This is a genomic window from Limimaricola variabilis (assembly GCF_014195545.1).
Classification (GTDB): Bacteria; Pseudomonadota; Alphaproteobacteria; order Rhodobacterales; family Rhodobacteraceae; genus Limimaricola; species Limimaricola variabilis.
Genome location: NZ_JACIBX010000003.1, coordinates 181,832 through 201,612, shown reverse-complemented (window position 1 = coordinate 201,612; position 19,781 = coordinate 181,832). Strand labels below are relative to the sequence as shown.

The following is a 19,781-nucleotide window of genomic DNA, read 5'->3' as shown; positions in this document are numbered from 1 at the left end:
GCTCCAATCTTTTGCTACAAGGTATACGATAGCTATAAAAAACTATCTGTCAACTACATACTTTTTATATGTAGGCTATGACTTTCTGGATGCCTCTCCGAGCGCTGACAGGGCCTCTTCGTGGCATGAAGCTTGTTGTCGTTCAGGCGGTTGCGACGGCAACCCGCTTGTCGATCGGACGAAAAAGGTGCCCTGTAGAAGCAAGCTTCCGGGTCGCAGACTCCAAGGAACGTCCATGCCTCTGTCCCAAGTCCAGATCATCCAGTCCCTCGCCGAAGCCCTGGCATGGTTCGAGAAGGAGCTCGGATGGGGGGTGGCGCCGGCCGAGCTCAATCACCTGACGGGCCGGATCGGAGAGCTCTATGCCGCGATGATCACGCGTGGGCAGATGGCGCTTGCCACCAACCAGCAGGGTTACGATGTGGTCAGCGCCGAGAACGAGCGCATTTCGGTGAAGACCGTGACGACCTCATCCCAGGTCAGCTTCAACGTTGCGACCTTCGATCTGGTCGACCGGGTGATCGTGCTTCGCCTCAACATGGACGAGGGAGAGGCTTCGATCGAGGAACTGCTCGACTGCTCGGCCGAAGAGGTCCGGCAGACCTTCCGCTGTTCCGCGGGCAAGTATGTCTTTCCGACAGCTTCGCCCACCCGGCCTCGAAGGGAGGTCGAAGACCTCAGGGTCACTGCCTCGGCACGCCATGGCGCGCATGTCGTGCAGCAATACGAGAACGGGACGATCTTGGTGGAAACGTCAGGCACCAGGGAAGCGACAGCAAAACCGGTCCTCCGCACGATCGCGGGCGATATCGGTGTCGATCTGGTAAACGGCAGCGGCAACCCGAAGAACACCCGGCAACTGGGTGCGGACATCATCCGGGTGCTGCAAGAGGTAGATTCCGCCTGACCATGGCCGAGTACGGCAACCACATAGTGCTACCCAGCCCAGCAGTGCGTTACGCCCTGCGCGCCAAAGGGTACACAAAGCTCAGGGATCAAGATGATCGCCGCGCGATATACGCGTCGTTTATTCGCCATTCAAATCGATGACGCCCGGGCCGGAAATCCATCCCGGGCGCGTTATCATTAGGACTCATCTCTAAAGGGCGATGGAGACCCTATAGCATCTGGCGCAGCCAGCTTAGGCCTTGTAAGGCTTCTGCCCCAGTTTCCAGAGATTATAGATGTTGCGGAGATAGATGTCCGTTTTTTCAGAGGCGCCCTGTATCAGCATCCCCTGATAATCGCCCCCCGTAGCCGTTGTGCCAGGCTGAGAGCGCACATCAAACACCCCAAACTCGGTGGGCCAATAGTCTTCATCTACAGCCGCTGCAATATCCTTGACACGGGCCTCGTAGGCTTGACGCTCTGCTGGGGTGACGGTGCAGGCATAAATCTCAGAAAGTACGACGGTCAGGCTGCCTTTACGCTCACCGATAAACAAGACAGGGAACAACAGCCCAGACATATAGAGGCGCTCAATAACCCCAATGACGCGCTCATCGTGATCCTCGTCCCAGATCACAGCCAGATCCTGAATCGACGCACTGGAACGCTTGCCGCCAGTTTCGTCGAGCCATGTGGCTCCGCGGAGCACGGAGTAGTGCGTTCCTCTACCAATCTGACCACGAGGGCAGGGTTCGTCATAGAGGCAGTGCAGGAAGGCAGAGTAGTGAGGTGTATCACTCATAGGGTTTCCAATCTGTTTCGAGTTGATCGCGGGTTCCCCCGCCGCACCCCAGCTTTCGGCTGGAATGCATTGCCCAAAATGCGCTCTCGAAAGCGGATATCAAGACCAGAGATGCAACATCTTTGCGGATATGTCCGTCGTCAGACCATCGTGTCCCAAATCATCTGACGACGGACAGGTGACGCCGCACGCCTTGCGGTCTCAGTATCAGAGAGCTTCTTTCGCTTCTGCTCTTCCAGGATGGCGAGCTTCTCGGCGTGAGATCGGTGGCTTCGAGCGGCGCGACGAGGAGCCGTCTCGGCGACAGGTGCCTGGCTCGCTTTGGGTGGCGCCGGAGCCGATTTGGCAACCGGAGCGGCAGGCATCTCGCGAGGCAGTTAGTCGAGGCGGATAGCGGTCGCGACCTCCTCGCGCCATACGCCGAGGGTGCGGTCGTCGATGCCGGTGATCTTGCTCAGACCGGCCGGAGAGAGCCCCTCTCGGATGCCATACTCGAGGGTGGCGCGCTTGTCTTTGAGGCTTACCTCGGCGGGGTTTCGGCATGGGAAGATCGAGGGCAGGGGCATCGGGTTTGCGTCCAGTGGGCAGGCCTGGAAGGGATGTGGGTTTCTTGGGACAGTTATGGAAACGAAGGACACGGAGTACCGGCCGGGACTTCGTGTCCCGAAGATCCCAAGTTGAGTTGGGAGAGCCGGCTCACCGCATATGGGTATGGGACATTGTCCCGGCCGGAACAGTGTCCCGCCTTCGGCTTCGAAATGCTCCGACTTGAACACTGTTCCGGCCGGAACAGCGTTCAGGGAGACACGGTGTTCCGGACGGGAATCCGTGTCGTGGTGGTCGAGATTGAACGGTGTTCCGGTCGGAACAGCGTTCAGTCCTGTTCGGGAAAGCCCGCCGCCGGCGCGCCTGGGAGAGGTTCGGAGAGGGGCAGCGCGTGCGCCCCCCTCCGGGCACGAGAGGGGGTTCCGGGGAGAGCGTAGAGCGTCCTCCCACCGGTCGGCAGACGGCCCCGTCGGAGACGCCGAAAAGGAGGTCCAGGAGGAAACAGCGGCGAGCGTTTTCCTCTTACGTCGCTGGGGGTCAGGGGGAGAGCGAAGTCTCCACATGCGGGGGTAAGGGTTTGGGAAGGGGGCGGCGCCACTGTCCCAGGGTGTTGGTGGGGTCAGGGGAGGAAGGGCGGAAGCAATAACCTCCCATGCGAACGGGAGAGAGTCTGGATGCGCTTGCGCGTCCTGACACTCTCTTAGTGAGTATGCCCCTGTCAGAAATCTGTCACGAAAAGGAGCGAGCCGGTATTTGAGGCGCGATTTCCCCTCCGGAAACCAGAACCGGAGGGAGGGCAGAATGTCACAAAACCAACTCACACACGCTCAAAAAATGAGGGCGGACGGGAAGTTCCCCATCGTTCTCCGCTTCGCGTCGATGACGCCCGCGGACGCGTTCGGAATGATTGCCCACGGCGAGCGGACGATCGGAAACCTGGATCACGTTGACCCGGCTCGGACGCACATAAACAAGATCGTCACCGGGTCGGTCGAGACGGCGAAAGATCTCGTCGCAATGTCGAGGGAGATGTCCGAGCTTAATCTCCGCTCCAACCTTCTCGGCCTCGAGAAGATGGGTCGGAAGAAGGATCTCGCCGCGGCGAAAAGGACGGGTCTTCGTCAGCCCTGGAATGAGCAGAAGAAGAGCCGGGGCCCGCTCCGTGAAGCAGTGCTCACAGTGCACCGAGACTTCTTCCGAGCGGATGAGGATACGCCGAAGAAGGAGATTTTCCAGTTCCTCGACGATCAGGGCTTGGTCGCCCGTTTTGACAAGCGCAAGATGCAACGCTTCGCCCGCGTCGGTCACGCGTTCCTGGTTGAAGAGTTTGGCGAGATGCTCGCTTACGAGCGCATCGACGTCGACGAGCAGTCGATCCACTTCCAAGCGATCCTGGCTCAGGTGAGTGAGGAGAAGCCGAGCAAGCGTTACGCGCTCGGACGCAAGCTCTGGAAGCTTACGGATCACCGGTGCATCGGGGATCACGTCGAGACAAAACTCGTCGACGGGAAGCCGAAACGGGTCGTCGTCAAGCGTGGCTACGAGGTCGCTCAAGACGTTGTTGGGGACTTCTTCGATCAGCCCGAACATCGAGACATGGGCATCGTCCGCGGTGAGGCTCGAGCGGCGAAATCTCGTCGGGCGAAGATCGAGGCGAAGGACATCGAGGAGGGGCTCAAAGCGGCTGGAGACGTGGCCATCCCTCGCGGCTCGAAGCAAGCCCAGGCGATGTGGCTCATCCGGAAAGCGATGGCCGAGAAGATCGCTGAGAAGGGCTCAGCCGAGAAGGTTCGGAAGGACGATCGGCAGACACTCGCGCTCGACTACCTGGAGGCTCTTGGCGTCATTTCCCCGGACGTGCGGCACGAGGCGAAAACCCGTCGCGAGCGTCAGGCACTTCTCGACCTGCATGCCGTAAAATACGGCACGAGTGAGCAGATCATCGAGAAGCCGGAAGCGGTCGCCGATCTCGTCATGGAGGAGATGAAGGCCCGAGCCGAGGCCGCAAAGAAGGACGAGGAGGCGCGTCAGAAGGCGGCGCGGAAGGGGTTCCTTGACAAGGTGCGGAGAGAGCAAGCGGCGGCCGAGAAGGCGGCGATCGAGCGTCGCGCCCAAGAGGATCGGGAGCGTGCCGAGTGGTTCAAGAGGGAGGACAAGGAGCGCGCCGAGAAGGCCAAAGAGCTCGCCGCGAAGGAGGTCGATCTCGTCACGAAAGAGACCGAGCTTACCGAGAAAGAGACGAAGCTCAGGGCCTTCGCGAAGTCTCTCGGCGAGATGCGCGACAAGCTCGTCTCATACGCGAAGCCGCTCTACATAATGGCGAAGCAGCTCGGCATGCTGAAAGACCCGGAGGTCAAGCACGGGATGGAAGCGATCCGCGAACTCGGCGCCGATCGCGACTAATCCGAGGTCTCTGGTGAGGGCGCCGGGCGTGCCCTCATCACCTCGAAAAACTCTCGCGGGGTCATCGGCGCGAGGTAGGTTCGAGGGTCATCACCCAGCGCGAAAGCGATCTGTCTGATCGTGTCGAGACGCGGGTTTTTCGCTCTCCCGCTCATGATTTGTTGAAGGGCGTTCCTGTTCATACCGGCGCGCTCCGATAGCTCGTTCATCGACCATCCGGTGCGCTCAAACCCGGTCCTGATCTTCGTCCGAAATAGATCCATCGCCCGCCTCTATGTCTCCCCTGTATGCATGAAATATCAGGCGTGCAGCACTCGTCGAGGTTGAGACCATATCAAGCCAAAATCAAGCAAGAAGCCCGTGAGAAGCACGCCCAGGGCGTGCGCCGTATTCTCATCCAACTCGTGACCGGCGGAGGAAAAACTAACCTCGCCGAAGAAATCCTCCGCGATGCTGAGAGCCGCGGCTCGGTCGCCTGGTTTGCCGCCCATCGAGACAACCTCATCAGCCAGGCGGCGCGCCATTTTGGGCCGCAGGGTTCGAGATCGGGGTTCATCAAGGCGGGGCAGAGACCGCGATCCAGGTGGCCTCTATCGGCTCTCTCGGCTCGCGCTACGAGAAGGTCAGGACGCCGGATCTGATCTTCATCGACGAGACACATCACGCGCTGAGCAATCAATACCGGGTCCTTTATAAGGCGTATCCTGACGCGATTTTCATCGGGCTCACGGGAACGCCCTGGCTCCTCGACGGGCGGGGTCTGTGTGAGGCGTTTGAGGCGATGATCGACGGCCCGGCTCCGTCCTGAATGATCTCCGAGGGCTTCCTATTGCCATGCCGTGTCATCGGGTCTCGGCGTAAGCTCGGCGCGATCCACGTGGGACCCGGCGGCGACTTCGACCTCGTCAAAGTGGGGGAGGTTCTCGCTTGAAAGGAAGTCACCGGCGACGCGGTGGCGACGTTCTTGGAGCTATTCCCCATTAAGGGTCGAGGGGTCACTTTCACATGCTCAGTCGCGCACGGAGAGCAGGTCGTCGCGGCCTATCTTGCAGCCGGCGTCTCGGCAGAAACCCTCACCGGCGAAACACTGGATGATGAGCGGGAAGCCATCATCGAACGCATTGGCCAGGAGAAGACCCGGCAGCTCGTGGTCATAGATTGCGCCTCTGAAGGCTTCGATCTCCCCGAACTCGAGTGCGCCACGCTTCTACGTCCCAGCGCGAGCCTCACATTAGTGCTCCAGCAGATCGCCAGGGCGATCCGGCCGGTCTACGCAAAGGGCTTCGACCTTGAGACGAGAGAGGGTCGCCATGCCGCGATCCAGGCGAGCGGTAAGACCCACGCGAAGATCATCGATTGCGTCTCGAATACGCTTTGCCACGGCATCCCTGAACTCGACCATAAGTGGAGCCTCGAGTCCCAGGATCGGAAGGCTCGAGCCGCCTCGAAGACCGAGGACGGCGAGACGCTCGCGGTGCGTCAGTGTCTCGAGTGCTACGCCATCCATCCGAGCGCGCCGGAGTGTCCGCAATGTGGGCACGAGCACCCGGTCAAGAGCCGCATCCCCAAAGCTCGCGCCGAAGAGCTTCGCGAGCTTGAGAAGTCCGAGCGCGAACGGCTCCACCGCGAAAGTTAGAAAAAGGAGGAAGGCCGAGGAGAGCGTCGAGAAGACCCTTGAGGACTGGCTCCCAGCTCGCACGAGAGCGGGGCTACAAGCCCGGCTGGGCCTATCAGCGGCACAAGCTCAGGCAGAGCAAGAGGTCGGCCGCATGAAAGAGCGGACGATACAGAACGGTATCCTCGTCGCTTTCTCGACCGCATTTGCAGGAGAGGCGATCTGGTGGAAGAACGATACCGGCACCGGAAAGAGCATGGACGGGAAGCGGGTCATCCGCTTCGGCCTCAAAGGCTCGCCGGACATCTTGGGATGCTATCAGGGGCGTTTCATCGGCGTCGGAGTGAAGACCCCCACCTGCTCTCAGGAAGAGAGCCAGAAGAGGTTCCAGAAAGTCTTCGGAAAGTCAGGCGGGATCTACATCGTCGCGAGATCACCGGAGGCGGCCGTCGCCGAAGTCAGGAAGCGGTTCGCATCGCTTGCCGCATAGCTTCGAGCCCCTCGGCCATTTTCCGGCGCGAGGGCGTATCTGAGAGGCTCGCGGGTGGGGTTACTTTCACCGCGCTCCACGGCCTCCTGAGCGCGCTCACGCACTCCCAGCGTCGAGAGGAAGGCGGCGGTATCCTGGTCGAAGGGTATCCCGATCCGCCCGCCTGATTTCGAGACGCTCACGAGAAGCTCGCCGTGACGAAGGAGGACGGCACCGTCGAGTTGGCGCACGCTATCAGAGCCGCGGGAAACGGCTCCGATGAGTTCGAGCTTCCGATGGTTTGAGAGGCTCACTCGACGACCTCGGCGGCTTTGCGTCGAGCGAGCTGAGCGGCATGGCGTTCCATTTTGTCATGGTTGCTCTCATGCTTCCGGATGTGAAGCTCGTGGCCGGCTTCGAGCTGGAGCGCCCATTGCGGCGCGGCGATCTTGGCGTCCATCGGGTCGAGCTTACGCCGTTCGAGGTCTTTCACATGGCCGGCCGAGTATATCTGAGAGAGCTCCTCGTCATCGAAGCCGAGGAAGGGTCTCTCGCCGTGCCGGCGGTGGAGGATATTCCGAGAGTGCACGACGTAGACCTCCCATAGCGCGAGCTGAATCGAGTTCTCATGAGGGAGGAAGGGGTGGAGGTCGACGAAGTGGCCGGAGGTAGCCTCTTCCACCTTTTTAACTGAGACGGCCCTGAGTGAGACGCCCACGAGCCCGCCTGTCTTGTTGTAAGAGAGGCTCAGGCGGTGAGGTAAGGCGAAGTCAGCTTCAGCCTCGGCGGCCATCGACTGGAGCTTCTCGACGCTCATTGCGCGGAGCTTCTTCCAGGCGCCTTCAATACGAGGGAGTGCGCGCTTTGCGACGCTCGGCGGAATGTCGGGCGGGAGGTAGGCGAGTGGGTCGAAGAATGGATCGGTCATCGGTATCCCTTTCAGGGTAAGCCGGGCCGTGGCGCGATGCCCCTGCGGTATGATCAGGCGGTGGCTGCGCGGGCGTAGAGCTCACCCTCGAAGACGGCGAGGCGATCCTCAATCGCGTCGACCTCGTCGTCGTTAGCACTCTCGAGAACCTGCTCGAGGAGCTCGATGGTGGCGGTCAGGGCGCCGGAGGTCATGGCGCGAGCCTCGTCGATCAGCTCAACGCGGGCGGCATTGATGAGCTCTTGCCTGGCATCCTTGACCGAGAAGCGGACGTCCTTCCACTCGGCTCGGCCGGTCTCAACGGTCATCGTGTCGCCGTCGCGAGCCGCGCTATAGGCGGCTGTCTTTCCGGCCTCGAAGCCGTTCGCCTTCGCGTCGGAGTGGACGCGGACGAGGAGCTCGAGGAGGGCGGGAGCCGCCTTGAGGTTATCGGTCACATAGGCGGCCGGGATGAAGATCTCGTCGCCATCTGCATGTGTCGCGTCGAGCACCTCGATACGACAGAGGGCGCCGTTGAGGATAGCCATTCCGCCATCGAATGCGATGGTCTTGAGAGCGGAGAAGTTCTTGAGGTTGTTCATGGTGTTATGTCCTTATCAAGCGAGGGGTGGGCCGCCCATGCTGTTCAGAAGCGGGTCTCGAGAACGAGCTCGGCATCGACTGCGACTTCGTCGGCGAGACGATAGAGGTTCCGTCGAGCGGCCGAGATTTCGAGTTTCTCGTGATTGGAACCAGTCCGCTCCAGACGGGTGATGTATTCGTCGCCGCCGTCGATGAACTTGCCGTAGGTGGCGACGAAATCGGCCGCCTCCGGCATTTGGCGAAGGATGGGAGCAAAGAAGCCGGGCATCGGCGTGTTGCGGTCAGCTTCGGCCTGTGCACGGAGCGCGCAGGCATTCAGGACGAGAGGATGGAGCGCATCCTCGAAAGCATTAAACGCCGCTCTCATGGCCAGCTTCTCGGCACTGTCGAACTCGCAGTCGCAGGCGAGGTCGTTTAGGGCGATGCGCGCCTCGCACACAGCGTCGAGGAGGGGGGTGGTGTCCTTGAGATTCGTCATAGTCTTCTGTCTTTCATGTTCGATATGAGAAGGGGGTTGCCGGGACTTTGACCCCGGCGGTGGCCTTAGGCGGCGTTCTCGCGCTGAGCGTCGAGATCAGCTTCCCAGCATTCCCGAACGGCCTTCTGGAGCTCCTCGATCGCTGGGTAATCGCCAAAGCGATGCCAGATACCGCCATGTTGACCGACGGCGACAACGGCGCGCGAACCGTCAGCCTCGACGTCGATGCTGAGGCATTCCTCGTCGCGCATCTCAGCGATCACGGCCTTGGCGCGGGCGGCGGAGATTTTCTGAATCTTGCTCATGGTATTTGTCCTTCGTTCTACCCCGCGGCGGTTGGGGCGTTGTGTTTTTGTTCTCCGCCGCTGAGTAGAAGTTAGAGAGAGCATCCCACCCCTCAAAACAAAAAGCAGCAGAAATACGAGATATGTTACAACTTTACTATAAGCCACTGAAAGACAACAAAAGAAAAACTCCTTCGAGATGGCGGGGCTTGGCCACAGAGCGGATCGGCGTGATCTCGAGGGTCTTGGCGGTCTCGCCTCGTCGGAGGAAGGCGATGGCGCGAGCGGCGTCTCCGAGCGTGTAGAAGTCACCTTCCGGGCTCTCGACGTTCACGCTCATAACAGAGCCCAAGCTCGCAAGAGCCTCCAGCGCTTGGGCGCATTTTTCCGGATCAGAGTGAGAGACTGAGTGCCGGCCGCCGTCGAGCATGTAGATCGCGACCTCGAAGGGCTCGCGGCCGATGTCATAGCTCTCAGGGGTATCGAGCGCGGCGCCCATACCCACTTCGTCCCAGAAGTCGCCCTCGCGCTCGTAGAGCTCGTCCTCGAGCCATTCAGCCACGTCCTCGACGCTCGCGAAATGCTCGACGCCTCCAGGGCCGGATACCCGGATCGGATTATCGGCCGAGCCAATGGTGAAGGAGAGGGCGTATTCGTGAGTGAGTGCGCCGTCGGCGATCGTCATGGGAGGCCTCCTGTTTGCCTGTCTTTCGAGCTTGAGGAGGATCTAAGTTCGTTTGTCGGCGGTCGGAAAAATCCGGCCGGTATAGACAAGTATTCTCGGCGCTATACCGGTATCCCTCGCGAGATACCGGAGGTATACCGATGCACCAGAAAGAAACCCCGGCACGAGGCCGAGTGATGTGGGATGGGGCTATGACTTGGCGAGAAGCGATTTCAACTTCTGAGCGCTCTCTGCATCGGCCGTCCGAACGAACGCGATGCCATCGTTTGCAGAGACGGCAACGGTGTAGGTGCTATCCTCGTTCATATCGACGGTGATGAAGGGGGCATTCCTACGAACCTTCACCACCCGGCGATCCGCCTCCCTGACCGAGATCAGCTTGCCTTGGCGCTCGGCGAGTTCGAGTTCCAGAATGGCGGCGCCGGGCTCCTTCATAGCTGACGACATCCTCCTCATAGGAGCTCTCGTCGGTATCACCATACCCTGGGCAATCCTCGATCCCGCAGCCGCCGTGGCAGTTGCAGTTTTCGGGGGTATTTATAAAGCTCGCACCGCGCTCCAGCATCATGTCGAGCTTCTTGGTCAGTATGCCACTGCGCTTCTGCGCCTCGACTGCATCGACCTGATCCTCGAGGGAGAAGCGCATCGTGAAGTCGCGGAAGGTCTTCGCTTCGCCGGAGATAAACTTCAGATCCTCGCTGCGAACGATCCGCGCTCCGACAGGTAGTTGAAGCTTCCCCACATCAACTCGCGAGATGCCGGCGCCGGAGATCCAATGCACTGGAGCAGCCTTCATATTTACCCCGTCCATGATCGGGTCCGTCAGGTTTTCGCCTGATGCACTGAATCGCTCACCCGTTTTGGGGTCGAAGAAAACGCCCTCACTTTCGCGCATTCTCGTCGCCCTCCTTGAGCCACGACTTGGCCCATACTGCCTGGAACTGCTTTTGATCGGTTTTCGCCACTGCCCGGTCTCCTTTTAAGGAGGTAGGCCCCCGGGGATCTCGGCGGAAATTGCCTGAGCCCTGCATTCAGTGTAGGCAGAAAAAAATTTCAGAGGGGGCAGGGGTTTGAGCACCACGGATGATGCGCAGGCTGCGATGTTCGACAAGATCGATAGGTTCATAGCCGACGAAACAGTTCGCAACGTAGCGATCGCTCATGCCCCCGCGGTGATTCCGGAAAACATCCTTGCAGACTTGGACGTAGTTCTGCCCCACCGCCATGTGAGCTATCGCGACGGCATCCTAATCCAGTTTTCGTTCGGCTTGGCTGAACCAGAATGGGATCTGACGATGCGCCCCACCGGAGGACGCACGCTCGCTCAGGCGCTGGGTGTCTTTCTTGCTGACCGGCACATCAAGTCCGTGAAAGACGCCTACCAGAACATCGCGAAGAACACGGACCGTCTTGCCCGCGGCAACTTCGCCGAGTTCGACAGCACACTCATCTGGGGGAACGGCGCGACGGTAGATCAACGTCAGGCCTTGTTCGACTATGCTTGCGCCCGCGTCGCGGAGACAGCGCGCCCCGTCTTTCCGATGCCCGAACTGAACCGGTCGACGCTGACCTTTGCTCGAACCGCGGAGCTTCTCCTGGGGCTCGTCGACGTTCCATCCCAGGGAGCATACGACCAGTTCACGACGGCCGCCCTGCTACAGACTCTCGTAGCAGAACATGACGCCAGCGCGGCCAGGGTGGAGACCAAGAACCTGAACGCCTCGGACAAGAGCTCGCGGGCGGCAGGAGACGTCCAGATCGTCGCCGGCAGCCACGTCCTCGAGGCGTTCGAGGTAACCGCCAACAACTGGTCGACCAAGATGGACGGCGCCTCGAAGACGATCCGAGACAACGACCTCTCCAGGCTTCATGTGATCGCCCGCCGGCCTGATGCCGAACGTGCCGCTTCAATCGAGCGCCTGAAGGAGCTTACAGAAGACATCGCAGTCCTGGATGTCCGACAGGTCATCGAGGTCCTGACAGCTGCCCTCACCCGCCCTCAACGCGCCGATGCTCTGGTAAGGCTCTATGAGCTACTCGACCGATATCAGCCGGACGTCGACCGGGTGAACGCCTACGTCCGAAAACTTGAAGAGGCGGGGTTAGTGGAGCGCGGCGGCGACTGATGCGCCGATGACTTCGGCGAGGCGCGGCGGCACGGCATTTCCCACTTGGGTGTATTGAGAGCTCTTCGAACCCTCGAACACCATGTCGGCGGCGAAGGTCTGAAGCAGCGCCGACTCCTTCACAGTAAGTCGGCGTCCGCCGTCGAGCGTGCCTTCGCGAGGCTTGCCACCGCTTTTGAGGTGGTGGTGGTATCCTGGGACAAGATCCATCTCGTCAATGAAGTGGGTCTTATTGCCACCCGCCGCGGCCAGGATTGTCGGAGCTGGCTTGCTGAGGTCGATGGCGCGGCCGCCGCCGTTGAAGAGTTGCCCGGCGTAGGGGCTCTGGCGGAGATCTGGATTGCGAGCGTAGACGACCTTCGATCCGTTCGGCACCCCCTGGACCTCTCCCGACCGGATGACCGAGCGGGCTGCGACGTAGTTCTTCTCGCAGTGGGTCGGTGCTGGGAAGGCGATAGAGCCTTTGAGTATCCCAATCAAAACGATGCGGAGTCGCTTCTGTGGCACGCCGTAATCGGCCGCGTTGACGAGGTGCGGTCCGATGATCGTGTAGCGATCGTCGAACTGTGCCAGAACTTGGTTCAGATACTCGCGATTGCGGGAGGCGAGAAGACCGGCGACGTTCTCCATGATAAATGCTCGAGGCATGATCTCATTCACGGCATGCGCGAAGTGAGGAAGCATGTCGCGGCGATCTTCGGCAGCGAGGCGCTTACCGCCGTTAGAGAAGGGCTGACAAGGCGGTCCGCCAGCTACAACATCAACACCACGCCATTGCCTGAAGTCATAACCGACGACAGATTTTTCTTCCGCCTTTGCGTGAGGCAGGTTTCGCGCATAGGTCGCGAGCGCGTCGCGGTTGGTGTCGAGGCCCATGACCGACTGGAAACCGGCACGCTCCAGCCCGATGCTCAGCCCGCCAGCACCGCAAAACAGATCTATGCTCGTGAACTCCAACTGTCTCTCCCGGATTTGCTTTTCTCAAGTTGAAGCAGAATCGCACGCGAAGGACAAGAACATATTGACAACATGCTGACCTAAGCGTAGGAGCGCCGTCCCATTAGATGTGCACCTACTATGGTAGGCACATCACGGTTCCTGTACTCGTCAGAAATGTTACAGCGTGCGTCGCCTACAGCTGGAAGAACCACTGTCAAGCAGGACTGCTATAAGATTTTCGCCCACCGGTAGACCCGTTCGGCGGGACGGGTGGTCTCCTTAAGGGGAAAGGTGCGGAGGTGACGCATTCCGTCCGGTCCGAGACCTTCCCTTTGCTCTGGGTCCGGTCCTCTACCCAAGCGAGCGGAGAGATCAATAAGACCGTCGGTTTTCCCATCCTACCACGCCACCTGCGCAGGACGCTGAAGAAGCTGCCGTTGACCAAGAAAAGCTGAGTCAGGACCTGCGCGAAGAGCTCGTGCCTTGAGTCTACAAGGCGACACTTCAGCCTGTCAGCTCCTTTATGAACTCTCTGCGTGAGAGGATGAGCGTCGCCGCCCGGGCCGGCAGTGGAGGTGCCCGCGTCGGCGGCTCCTACATCCAAGGCGCGATCTTCAATCCCAAGACCCTGATCGCGCTCCTGAACATCTATCGCGTTCACTACAACTTCTTCGAACCGCGGGCCTACGTATGTCCCTACGAGGAGATCGACGCTCTCATAGATCCTCCGAAGCTGATACCGCGCGCCCTGAGGATACCTGGGACGGATGAGTTCGTTGATCTACCGCCACGGGCGCGGCGCTCGCGCGCGAATGACGCCGGCCATGCGCCACGGCATGGATGCCTATACGAAGCGCAAAGACGGCACGCAGGACCCGCCCGACATCTACCGGATGCTGTATCGCCCATGGCTTTACATGGGCGCCAAACTCGGCGCGCGGTTCGAGCGATCCCGAGGAGGAGAAAGCAAAAAGGCTCCAACCACGTTATAGGCCAAGTGCCTGACGAAAAAGGGTTTCAATCATAGGGCGACTGAACCAATATCTTGGTTCACTTGGTCCATTCAGGTGGCCGAGATATGGCATACCTAAGAGTATGCTCATGTGTAGTAGGTGAATGATTTCAGAGGATTAAGAGGCCGCGTCCGTCAAGCTGGTGTAAATTCCGGGATGGTCATTGCGGATCATCGGTCAGGCGGCTTGTGTTGATAGGCTGAGAAGCGGGTCGATCTGCGCCGCATCGATGAGCGCAAAAGCTTCGACCTGCATGTAGCGATGCTGGCTTTGCCAGTCGTCGTTCTGCTCGAAGAGCACCGCACCGATCAGGCGGATGATGGACTCCTCGTTCGGGAAGATGCCTACGACATCTGCCCGCCTCTTCACCTCCTTGTTGAGACGTTCCAGTGGGTTGGTGCTGTGCAACTTCGTGCGGTGCTGGGCCGGAAAGGCCATGTAGGCGAGGACGTCGGCCTCGCTTTCGTCCATGAGCGCGCCGAGCTTCGGCCAGCGTGGGCGCAACTGGTCGGCCACGTGGCGCCAGACTTCGATGGCACTCTTCTGGTCGGGTTGGGTGAACGCCTGACGGATCGCGGCGGCAACCACCGTATGCTGCCCCTTCGGCACGTGGGCGAGCGCGTTGCGCATCCAGTGGACCCGGCAGCGTTGCCAGGTCGCCTCGAACACCCGGGCGATCGCGGCCTTGAGGCCGGTGTGGGCGTCGGAAATGACCAGCTTCACGCCGGCCAGGCCCCGGCTCTTCAGGCTGCGCAGGAAGTCGGTCCAGAAAGTCTCCGCCTCCGAGGGGCCAATCCTGAGGCCGATGATCTCACGGCGTCCATCCGTGTTCACGGCCACGGCGATTATGGCCGCGACAGAAATGATACGGCCGCCCTGACGCACCTTCAGGTAGGTGGCGTCGAGCCACAGGTAGGGCCAGTCGCCAGCCAGGGGACGCTCCAGGAAATCGTGGACGCGCTCATCGATGTCCTTGCAGAGCTTCGACACCGTGCTCTTGGAGATCCCTGACAGTCCCATCGCCTGCACCAGATCGTCGACCTTCCGGGTCGAGACCCCACCGATCCACGCCTCTTGGATCACCGCTACCAGCGCCTTCTCCGAGGTGCGACGCGGCTCGAGGAAGCCGGGGAAGTAGGTGCCCTGCCGCAGCTTGGGCACCCGCAGGTTCAAGGCGCCGAGCCGCGTCTTCAGCTCTCGATCCCGGTAGCCGTTGCGATAGGTCTGCCGGCCGTCGCCCCGCTCGTAGCGGCCAGCGCCGATCAGACCCTCGACATCGTGCTCCATCAGCGTCTGGAGCACCGCCTCGGTCACAGCGCGGAGAAAGTCGCCCTCATCATGCTTTTGCAGCAGCTCGATCAGGGGCATGTTGGTGTCGGTCATCGGGGTCTCCCTCGGTCCGTGGTTGAAGTCCGCAAACTCCACCATAACCGACGTCCTCGATGGCCACCCCGGTTACACCGTCAGCGCGGTGTGAAAGTCCACCACGTGGCAGGACACTACCGGATTAAGATGGACGCTGACGAGTTAGAAGCCAGGCTTGGACTTCTTTCCAGGGGGGATAACGAATATCGTGTGACTGCCCGGGAGAGCACCGACTTAGAGTTCAAGCGCGACATGGCGATCGCGACATTTCGGAAATCTCTGAAGACCATCGCGGCGTTTGCCAACAAAAACGGCGGGATCATTGTGTTCGGGGTCTCCGATAATCCTCGCATGCTCGTCGGACTCAACGGCCAAGTCTTAGACGAAGGTCAACAATCGGAGCAAATCGCCTCAGTGATCTCGCCGATTCCCACCACGCACTTCGTTACGCTTGATATTCAGGGCCGGGACATTGGGGTGCTACTCGTTGAACCTCTATCGAAACCACCTGCCATCGCAATCAAGGATCTCTCGGGCGCTCAAGGCACTGACAATATTCTGCGCAAAGGCACGGTCTACACTCGGCGTAGGGGGCAGACCGCCCCCATCACAGGTGAAGAGTTCTCGCAGCTCCTACAATCTCGGGATGAGAGAATCCGAAGCGAAATATTCGCATATCTGGGCCGAGGCCGTGAAATCGGATTTGACCAAGTTGTTGTTGCCGACCCGAGAAGTGACTCGGAGGAAGGCAATGAGGAGATGACTTTCTATCTGCCTGCCACAGCTGCATCCAACATGAACGTTATCGACAGGGGAACTTTGGTGCAGGACGGCGGCGCGCCAGCCTACAAACTCGTAGGCAACGTTCAGCTGTCGACACCTGCCGACAGAGACCCACGAAACCCAAAGCGACCCTCCGATGCAGTTGAGGAGATGCGCCCGACTATCAAGGAGATTTTTGGGGATGCGTTTCCTTGGTCGCATTCGCATCTGCGTAGAGCAGCGGATCACCTTGGGTTCTGGAACAAACCAGAAGGGGACAAGACCCACACTGGCGTAGAGCCTATCACGGGAACTACGCTTTATTACGCCAGGGCGCGGGAAGCAGTATCCCAGTTCGCGAGGCAGACACCAGACGACTTCGTTGAAGTTGTCGGCTCACAGAGAACACAACAAGCTTGGAGGCAAAGCCGCCTTGAGGCCGGCGATGCAGATGATCCAGAGGGTGACATTTGAGAGCTGGTCTCAAGCAAACCTACCAAAGAAACGGGTCATGGCTCCAAAGTTTATGAGATGGGCCGCGATCGAAACGATCGCGGCCCTTTGCTTCTGGAGCGATTGCTGAGCTGAAGGCCTCCCATCATACGGAATGCGTCAGTGCGGAGAAGGCCTACTTTCTTCTCACTCTATCAATCCCAACAACTCTCTCGCATCCGGCACCTCTACTGTAAGCAACGGCACGGTCCGTTCGCTAAAGATCTCCATCTCGTCATCGTCGGGGTCCGGTATCCAGCTGCCGACGACGACCTCGGTGCCTCGCATTGTGACCTGCTCATAACCGTCCCTTCGCGCCAGGGTTCTAAGGGCATGCTTCACCGGTTCGGCACGGAGAGCCTTCGCTGCCACCTCAAGTTCCTGTAGACCCTCGCGGATTGCGGTGAAGATCCGCTGGCGCTTTTCGAGAACGCCTTCGACGTCGCGCTCACCGAGCTTGCCGGTGATCTTCAGAACACTGACCAAGCCGCCGCGCGCGAGGCCCAGCTTCTTTGACGTCTTCCATGTTCCGCGGCTCGACGGGAAGAGCCACTCAAGCTCCTTGGCGGTCGAGTTTACCTGCGCCTCAATCGGAAGCACGTCGCGCTCGAGGACCTTCAGAACTTCCGGCAGGCCCCGGGTGAGCTCGCGGATGACGATCATGTTCTGGTTGGTGATCTCGCGACGCTTGACGTCCTGTTTGATCTTCGCGACGGTCGACTTGTCTGAAATCTCGACTGCGCAGCAGTTGCCGCAGAGGGCGAGGCTGCCATCGGGCAGGACAGCGAAGAACCCGTAGATATGGCGCTGCCGGTTTCGGCAGAAGGCGCACCTGACTTCGATGTTGGCACGATAGCCGATGGGCTCCAGGCGGAGCGGCTTCACGCCCGCTGGGACCTCGGAGATGACGCCGGGTTGTTTCTCCGGGTCGGTGATCAGGAAGTCGTCGTCGTCAGCAGCATAATGCTTGCTCATGTAGCGTGACCTTATGTCATGGTTGAAAGTCTCAGGTCGTCCCTCCCGCATACCGATATGGCCGATTCGTTCTCTTGTGCAAAGTTAAAACTGGCGCACCACATATTGCGTTGCCCACCACATCGTGATGCCGGTAAAAAAGACCCCCGATTGCAAGACCGGGGGCGAGATGCCCAGACCCATCGAGCGGGGTCAGGGTAGGTATTTAGAAATCAGCGGGCGAAGCACTGGAGCTGGCTGGATGCGGTCTTGAGCGTCTCACCGGGAGCCGGGAAGCTCTGACCCGTCGTCTCGACCAACTTGCGAACGTTGAACGGGAGATCGGCGATCGAGGTAGAGGCGGCCGTTCACACCATAGCTCCGGAGCGGTGCATCCATGTCGCGGTCGACCGCCGACACTGGCTCAGGCGCGACCGCCTTGAGCGCCACATGATCTTTTGGCCGCTCATCGCGATGGTAAGCCCAGCCGGCTTCGTTCAGCGTCAGACCATCGCGATAGGCTTGGCCGCCGCGCTTGAAGCGTCCGAAGCCCCGCTCGTCGAGTGCCTTCGAGAAGGCCTTCGAGGAGATCGGCCGGCCGTTCGCGTTCAGGCGGCAGTGGTTCTCGTATGCCTGATAGAGCTGACCGGCAGCGATCACTTTACTGTCCTCACGCTCGCACGCGTCGTCGATGAAATCGGCGAGAACGTCGGTCTCGGTCTTATAGGTCTTCCGCTGTTTCACGATGGCGGCCGGCTCCGGGATCTCGCGGCTCAGGCCTTTCTCATACCACACACGGGCCCCCATGACGGCCCAGGCAAGGATCGCCGGAAGCTCGGCCGCGAGCTGTTCGTCGAGCCGCTCGTTCTTCGGGAGCGAGACGCCCGGCTCGTAGTCTTCGTCGTTCGGGTTCGCGAAGTGAGCGCGGAAGGGGATGTCGACCACGCGCCGCCAAATCGCTTTGTCCTGAGAGTAGATCGAGGGGCGGTTGTTGGTCTCGTAGAAAATCTTGCCCTCGGGTTTGAACTTGATCTCCGACTTATATTTCTTCGCGGCCTTGAGCACGCCTCCACCGGAGAGGAGCTTCATCACCGCCTCGTCGAGGACGTCGTCCAGATCGCCTTCCTCGGCGTGAATGACGCGAGCGCCGCGAAGATCGGCGACGGCCTCATTCGTGCCGCCCATCTCCTTACGGCCGCCGCGTTGCTTCATGAGAAGGTCTTTTTCGACCTCGGCGATATGCTCCGGGATAATGCTCGCGACCGTGTTGAAGAAGCGACCCTTCATGTTCGAGCCCCGGCCCGATGCGAAGAAGAACTTCTGCTCGGTGGTCTCTCCGGTGATCAGGTATCCGACGAGCCGTTGGACGTAATCGATCAGATCCTTATCAGCGAGGAAGGCCTGAGAGATCGCCTTGAGCCAGACCGGGCACGCGGCCGGATCGAAGGCGACCCAGCGGCGGCCCTCGTGATCCTCGATCGTGGGCACGGAGAGCGGCGTCATCTTCGTGATCAGGTGATCTGGTTCGGACTTGATGACCTCGCCGGTGATCAGGTTGATCGTGCCGTTCGCCACGGTGAGGAGGTGCTTCTGAGCGTCGATAGCCTTCTGCTCGACCTGCATGTGATCCGTCGCGATCTTGCCCATCGCATTCACGGCCTTCAGATCCTTCGCCTTCATGGCGCGGGCGGCGATCTCTTCGTGGCAGAATACGACGTCCTGACCGTTGAGGAGCTCGCGAGCCTCTTTCGCGTCCTTCTTCGAGGTGCAGTAGTGCTCGACGATCCCGTGCTCATGCGCGATGCGCACGATGGCGGCCTCGAAGTTGATCGCCTCGGCGGTAGTCTGAGCGGCACGACCGAGCGGGGCGTCGTCCTTCTCTTCGAGTTTCCACCGCTTACCCGTCCACGCCATCGTGCCGAGGCCTGAGACGTAGATCAGCTTCCCCTCGTAGCGAGCGAGCATGCGCTTCGCGTTGTCAATGTCGGAGCCGTCGAGGTCGAGGGCGGCCCAGAGGTCGCGGCCCGAAATCCGACCGGCGAGGCCGAGGTCGACCTCCGGCATCTCGACCGGTTCTTTCTCGGCGGCAAGCGTCTCGGCTTGAGCGCGCCACTCACCCTTCGCGGCTTTCTTAGCGGTGCCCTTCGCGACGGCGTCGAGGGCTTCATCGGTGGTGGCGGCAAGGCTCTCGTAATGACGGATGCCGGCGGCTTCCAGCTTCGCGGCGACGGCGGCGCCGATACCTTTGATCGCGGTCAGGTCGTCCGCGGGTAGATTGGACGCGGCGGAGGAGCGGGCAGTCTTCGCGGCGGCCTCACGGATCGCGGCGGCTTGCTCTTCGCGGAGAGCAATCTTGCGCGCGATCTCTTTCATCATGGTGGTCTTCATAGCTCGATACCTTTTACTTTTTTCCACCGATCTGACGCCGGCTGGAGAATATTGGGGTCGTC

22 protein-coding genes are annotated in these 19,781 nt (G+C 60.4%); 9 read left to right on the top strand and 13 right to left on the bottom strand.

The window, feature by feature from the left end; translation table 11 throughout:
- Positions 1 to 235 precede the first annotated feature (235 nt).
- Entirely contained in the window at positions 236 to 907 is a 672-nt protein-coding gene (locus FHS00_RS06680; RefSeq protein ID WP_183471099.1) for a DUF6998 domain-containing protein, read from the top strand.
- Positions 908 to 1,141: 234 nt separating this feature from the next.
- On the opposite strand, the gene FHS00_RS06675 is transcribed toward FHS00_RS06680, so the two are convergent.
- Both FHS00_RS06675 and FHS00_RS06670 read right to left on the bottom strand, forming a co-directional pair.
- On the bottom strand, positions 1,142 to 1,690 hold the full coding sequence (locus tag FHS00_RS06675) for a hypothetical protein (protein ID WP_183471097.1): 549 nt from the start codon (positions 1,688 to 1,690) through the stop codon (positions 1,142 to 1,144).
- A 377-nt stretch (positions 1,691 to 2,067) separates the two neighbouring features.
- Entirely contained in the window at positions 2,068 to 2,256 is a 189-nt protein-coding gene (locus tag FHS00_RS06670) for a hypothetical protein (protein ID WP_183471095.1), read from the bottom strand.
- Between the two features lie 781 nt (positions 2,257 to 3,037).
- On the opposite strand from FHS00_RS06670, the gene FHS00_RS06665 reads away from it, so the two are divergent.
- Entirely contained in the window at positions 3,038 to 4,639 is a 1,602-nt protein-coding gene (locus FHS00_RS06665; RefSeq protein ID WP_183471093.1) for a hypothetical protein, read from the top strand.
- Here FHS00_RS06665 and FHS00_RS17955 read toward each other — a convergent pair.
- The gene (locus FHS00_RS17955) at positions 4,636 to 4,902 is read right to left on the bottom strand and encodes a helix-turn-helix domain-containing protein (protein ID WP_425486034.1); all 267 of its coding nucleotides are present in this window, start codon (positions 4,900 to 4,902) and stop codon (positions 4,636 to 4,638) included. The two genes, FHS00_RS06665 and FHS00_RS17955, sit on opposite strands and share 4 nt — an antisense overlap.
- Before the next feature lie 24 nt (positions 4,903 to 4,926).
- Between FHS00_RS17955 and FHS00_RS17950 the strand changes: the two genes are divergently transcribed.
- From FHS00_RS17950 to FHS00_RS06640, 4 genes are all read left to right on the top strand, one after another.
- Entirely contained in the window at positions 4,927 to 5,280 is a 354-nt protein-coding gene (locus FHS00_RS17950) for a DEAD/DEAH box helicase family protein (RefSeq protein WP_183471088.1), read from the top strand.
- Positions 5,223 to 5,447, top strand: a complete 225-nt coding sequence (locus tag FHS00_RS17655; protein ID WP_183471086.1) for a DEAD/DEAH box helicase family protein — start codon at positions 5,223 to 5,225, stop codon at positions 5,445 to 5,447. The genes FHS00_RS17950 and FHS00_RS17655 overlap by 58 nt, the downstream gene beginning before the upstream one ends.
- A gap of 144 nt (positions 5,448 to 5,591) precedes the next feature.
- Positions 5,592 to 6,275: a helicase-related protein gene (locus tag FHS00_RS06645; RefSeq protein WP_183471084.1), complete on the top strand. Its 684-nt coding sequence runs from the start codon at positions 5,592 to 5,594 to the stop codon at positions 6,273 to 6,275.
- Between the two features lie 133 nt (positions 6,276 to 6,408).
- Positions 6,409 to 6,744, top strand: a complete 336-nt coding sequence (locus FHS00_RS06640) for a VRR-NUC domain-containing protein (protein WP_183471082.1) — start codon at positions 6,409 to 6,411, stop codon at positions 6,742 to 6,744.
- Between the two features lie 289 nt (positions 6,745 to 7,033).
- On the opposite strand, the gene FHS00_RS06635 is transcribed toward FHS00_RS06640, so the two are convergent.
- From FHS00_RS06635 to FHS00_RS06610, 6 genes are all read right to left on the bottom strand, one after another.
- Positions 7,034 to 7,651, bottom strand: a complete 618-nt coding sequence (locus tag FHS00_RS06635) for a hypothetical protein (protein WP_183471080.1) — start codon at positions 7,649 to 7,651, stop codon at positions 7,034 to 7,036.
- Between the two features lie 53 nt (positions 7,652 to 7,704).
- Positions 7,705 to 8,232 (bottom strand): hypothetical protein, encoded by a 528-nt coding sequence (locus tag FHS00_RS06630; protein WP_183471078.1) that lies wholly within the window; start codon positions 8,230 to 8,232, stop codon positions 7,705 to 7,707.
- 44 nt (positions 8,233 to 8,276) lie between these two features.
- Complete coding sequence (locus tag FHS00_RS06625; RefSeq protein ID WP_183471076.1) at positions 8,277 to 8,711, bottom strand: hypothetical protein; 435 nt, start codon at positions 8,709 to 8,711, stop codon at positions 8,277 to 8,279.
- Between the two features lie 65 nt (positions 8,712 to 8,776).
- On the bottom strand, positions 8,777 to 9,016 hold the full coding sequence (locus tag FHS00_RS06620; RefSeq protein WP_183471074.1) for a hypothetical protein: 240 nt from the start codon (positions 9,014 to 9,016) through the stop codon (positions 8,777 to 8,779).
- A 136-nt stretch (positions 9,017 to 9,152) separates the two neighbouring features.
- Positions 9,153 to 9,680, bottom strand: coding sequence for a hypothetical protein (locus FHS00_RS06615; RefSeq protein WP_183471072.1), 528 nt, complete (start codon positions 9,678 to 9,680; stop codon positions 9,153 to 9,155).
- Positions 9,681 to 10,011: 331 nt separating this feature from the next.
- Positions 10,012 to 10,575, bottom strand: coding sequence for a hypothetical protein (locus tag FHS00_RS06610; RefSeq protein ID WP_183471070.1), 564 nt, complete (start codon positions 10,573 to 10,575; stop codon positions 10,012 to 10,014).
- A 205-nt stretch (positions 10,576 to 10,780) separates the two neighbouring features.
- Here FHS00_RS06610 and FHS00_RS06605 point away from each other — a divergent pair, with 205 nt between their 5' ends.
- Complete coding sequence (locus tag FHS00_RS06605) at positions 10,781 to 11,806, top strand: hypothetical protein (RefSeq protein WP_183471068.1); 1,026 nt, start codon at positions 10,781 to 10,783, stop codon at positions 11,804 to 11,806.
- On the opposite strand, the gene FHS00_RS06600 is transcribed toward FHS00_RS06605, so the two are convergent.
- Entirely contained in the window at positions 11,783 to 12,763 is a 981-nt protein-coding gene (locus tag FHS00_RS06600) for a DNA cytosine methyltransferase (protein WP_183471066.1), read from the bottom strand. The genes FHS00_RS06605 and FHS00_RS06600 overlap by 24 nt on opposite strands.
- Positions 12,764 to 13,512: 749 nt before the next feature.
- Here FHS00_RS06600 and FHS00_RS06595 point away from each other — a divergent pair.
- Entirely contained in the window at positions 13,513 to 13,737 is a 225-nt protein-coding gene (locus FHS00_RS06595) for a hypothetical protein (RefSeq protein WP_183471065.1), read from the top strand.
- A 198-nt stretch (positions 13,738 to 13,935) separates the two neighbouring features.
- On the opposite strand, the gene FHS00_RS06590 is transcribed toward FHS00_RS06595, so the two are convergent.
- A complete protein-coding gene (locus FHS00_RS06590; protein WP_183471064.1) occupies positions 13,936 to 15,141 on the bottom strand; it encodes an IS256 family transposase in 1,206 nt (401 codons plus the stop codon).
- A gap of 129 nt (positions 15,142 to 15,270) precedes the next feature.
- Between FHS00_RS06590 and FHS00_RS06585 the strand changes: the two genes are divergently transcribed.
- Positions 15,271 to 16,359, top strand: a complete 1,089-nt coding sequence (locus FHS00_RS06585; RefSeq protein WP_183471063.1) for an ATP-binding protein — start codon at positions 15,271 to 15,273, stop codon at positions 16,357 to 16,359.
- Positions 16,360 to 16,524: 165 nt separating this feature from the next.
- On the opposite strand, the gene FHS00_RS06580 is transcribed toward FHS00_RS06585, so the two are convergent.
- A complete protein-coding gene (locus tag FHS00_RS06580; RefSeq protein ID WP_183471062.1) occupies positions 16,525 to 17,352 on the bottom strand; it encodes a hypothetical protein in 828 nt (275 codons plus the stop codon).
- Between the two features lie 258 nt (positions 17,353 to 17,610).
- On the bottom strand, positions 17,611 to 19,719 hold the full coding sequence (locus tag FHS00_RS06575) for a phage/plasmid primase, P4 family (RefSeq protein ID WP_183471061.1): 2,109 nt from the start codon (positions 19,717 to 19,719) through the stop codon (positions 17,611 to 17,613).
- Positions 19,720 to 19,781: the final 62 nt, after the last annotated feature.

What these genes read in the sequence shown, in the direction of transcription:
- FHS00_RS06680 (WP_183471099.1), top strand. Translation starts at nt 236, where the DNA reads ATGCCTCTGTCCCAAGTCCAGATCATCCAGTCCCTCGCCGAAGCCCTG.
- FHS00_RS06675 (WP_183471097.1), bottom strand. Translation starts at nt 1,690, where the DNA reads ATGAGTGATACACCTCACTACTCTGCCTTCCTGCACTGCCTCTATGAC.
- FHS00_RS06670 (WP_183471095.1), bottom strand. Translation starts at nt 2,256, where the DNA reads ATGCCCCTGCCCTCGATCTTCCCATGCCGAAACCCCGCCGAGGTAAGC.
- FHS00_RS06665 (WP_183471093.1), top strand. Translation starts at nt 3,038, where the DNA reads ATGTCACAAAACCAACTCACACACGCTCAAAAAATGAGGGCGGACGGG.
- FHS00_RS17955 (WP_425486034.1), bottom strand. Translation starts at nt 4,902, where the DNA reads ATGGATCTATTTCGGACGAAGATCAGGACCGGGTTTGAGCGCACCGGA.
- FHS00_RS17950 (WP_183471088.1), top strand. Translation starts at nt 4,927, where the DNA reads ATGCATGAAATATCAGGCGTGCAGCACTCGTCGAGGTTGAGACCATAT.
- FHS00_RS06640 (WP_183471082.1), top strand. Translation starts at nt 6,409, where the DNA reads ATGAAAGAGCGGACGATACAGAACGGTATCCTCGTCGCTTTCTCGACC.
- FHS00_RS06635 (WP_183471080.1), bottom strand. Translation starts at nt 7,651, where the DNA reads ATGACCGATCCATTCTTCGACCCACTCGCCTACCTCCCGCCCGACATT.
- FHS00_RS06630 (WP_183471078.1), bottom strand. Translation starts at nt 8,232, where the DNA reads ATGAACAACCTCAAGAACTTCTCCGCTCTCAAGACCATCGCATTCGAT.
- FHS00_RS06625 (WP_183471076.1), bottom strand. Translation starts at nt 8,711, where the DNA reads ATGACGAATCTCAAGGACACCACCCCCCTCCTCGACGCTGTGTGCGAG.
- FHS00_RS06620 (WP_183471074.1), bottom strand. Translation starts at nt 9,016, where the DNA reads ATGAGCAAGATTCAGAAAATCTCCGCCGCCCGCGCCAAGGCCGTGATC.
- FHS00_RS06615 (WP_183471072.1), bottom strand. Translation starts at nt 9,680, where the DNA reads ATGACGATCGCCGACGGCGCACTCACTCACGAATACGCCCTCTCCTTC.
- FHS00_RS06610 (WP_183471070.1), bottom strand. Translation starts at nt 10,575, where the DNA reads ATGCGCGAAAGTGAGGGCGTTTTCTTCGACCCCAAAACGGGTGAGCGA.
- FHS00_RS06605 (WP_183471068.1), top strand. Translation starts at nt 10,781, where the DNA reads ATGTTCGACAAGATCGATAGGTTCATAGCCGACGAAACAGTTCGCAAC.
- FHS00_RS06595 (WP_183471065.1), top strand. Translation starts at nt 13,513, where the DNA reads ATGAGTTCGTTGATCTACCGCCACGGGCGCGGCGCTCGCGCGCGAATG.
- FHS00_RS06590 (WP_183471064.1), bottom strand. Translation starts at nt 15,141, where the DNA reads ATGACCGACACCAACATGCCCCTGATCGAGCTGCTGCAAAAGCATGAT.
- FHS00_RS06585 (WP_183471063.1), top strand. Translation starts at nt 15,271, where the DNA reads ATGGACGCTGACGAGTTAGAAGCCAGGCTTGGACTTCTTTCCAGGGGG.
- FHS00_RS06580 (WP_183471062.1), bottom strand. Translation starts at nt 17,352, where the DNA reads ATGAGCAAGCATTATGCTGCTGACGACGACGACTTCCTGATCACCGAC.
- FHS00_RS06575 (WP_183471061.1), bottom strand. Translation starts at nt 19,719, where the DNA reads ATGAAGACCACCATGATGAAAGAGATCGCGCGCAAGATTGCTCTCCGC.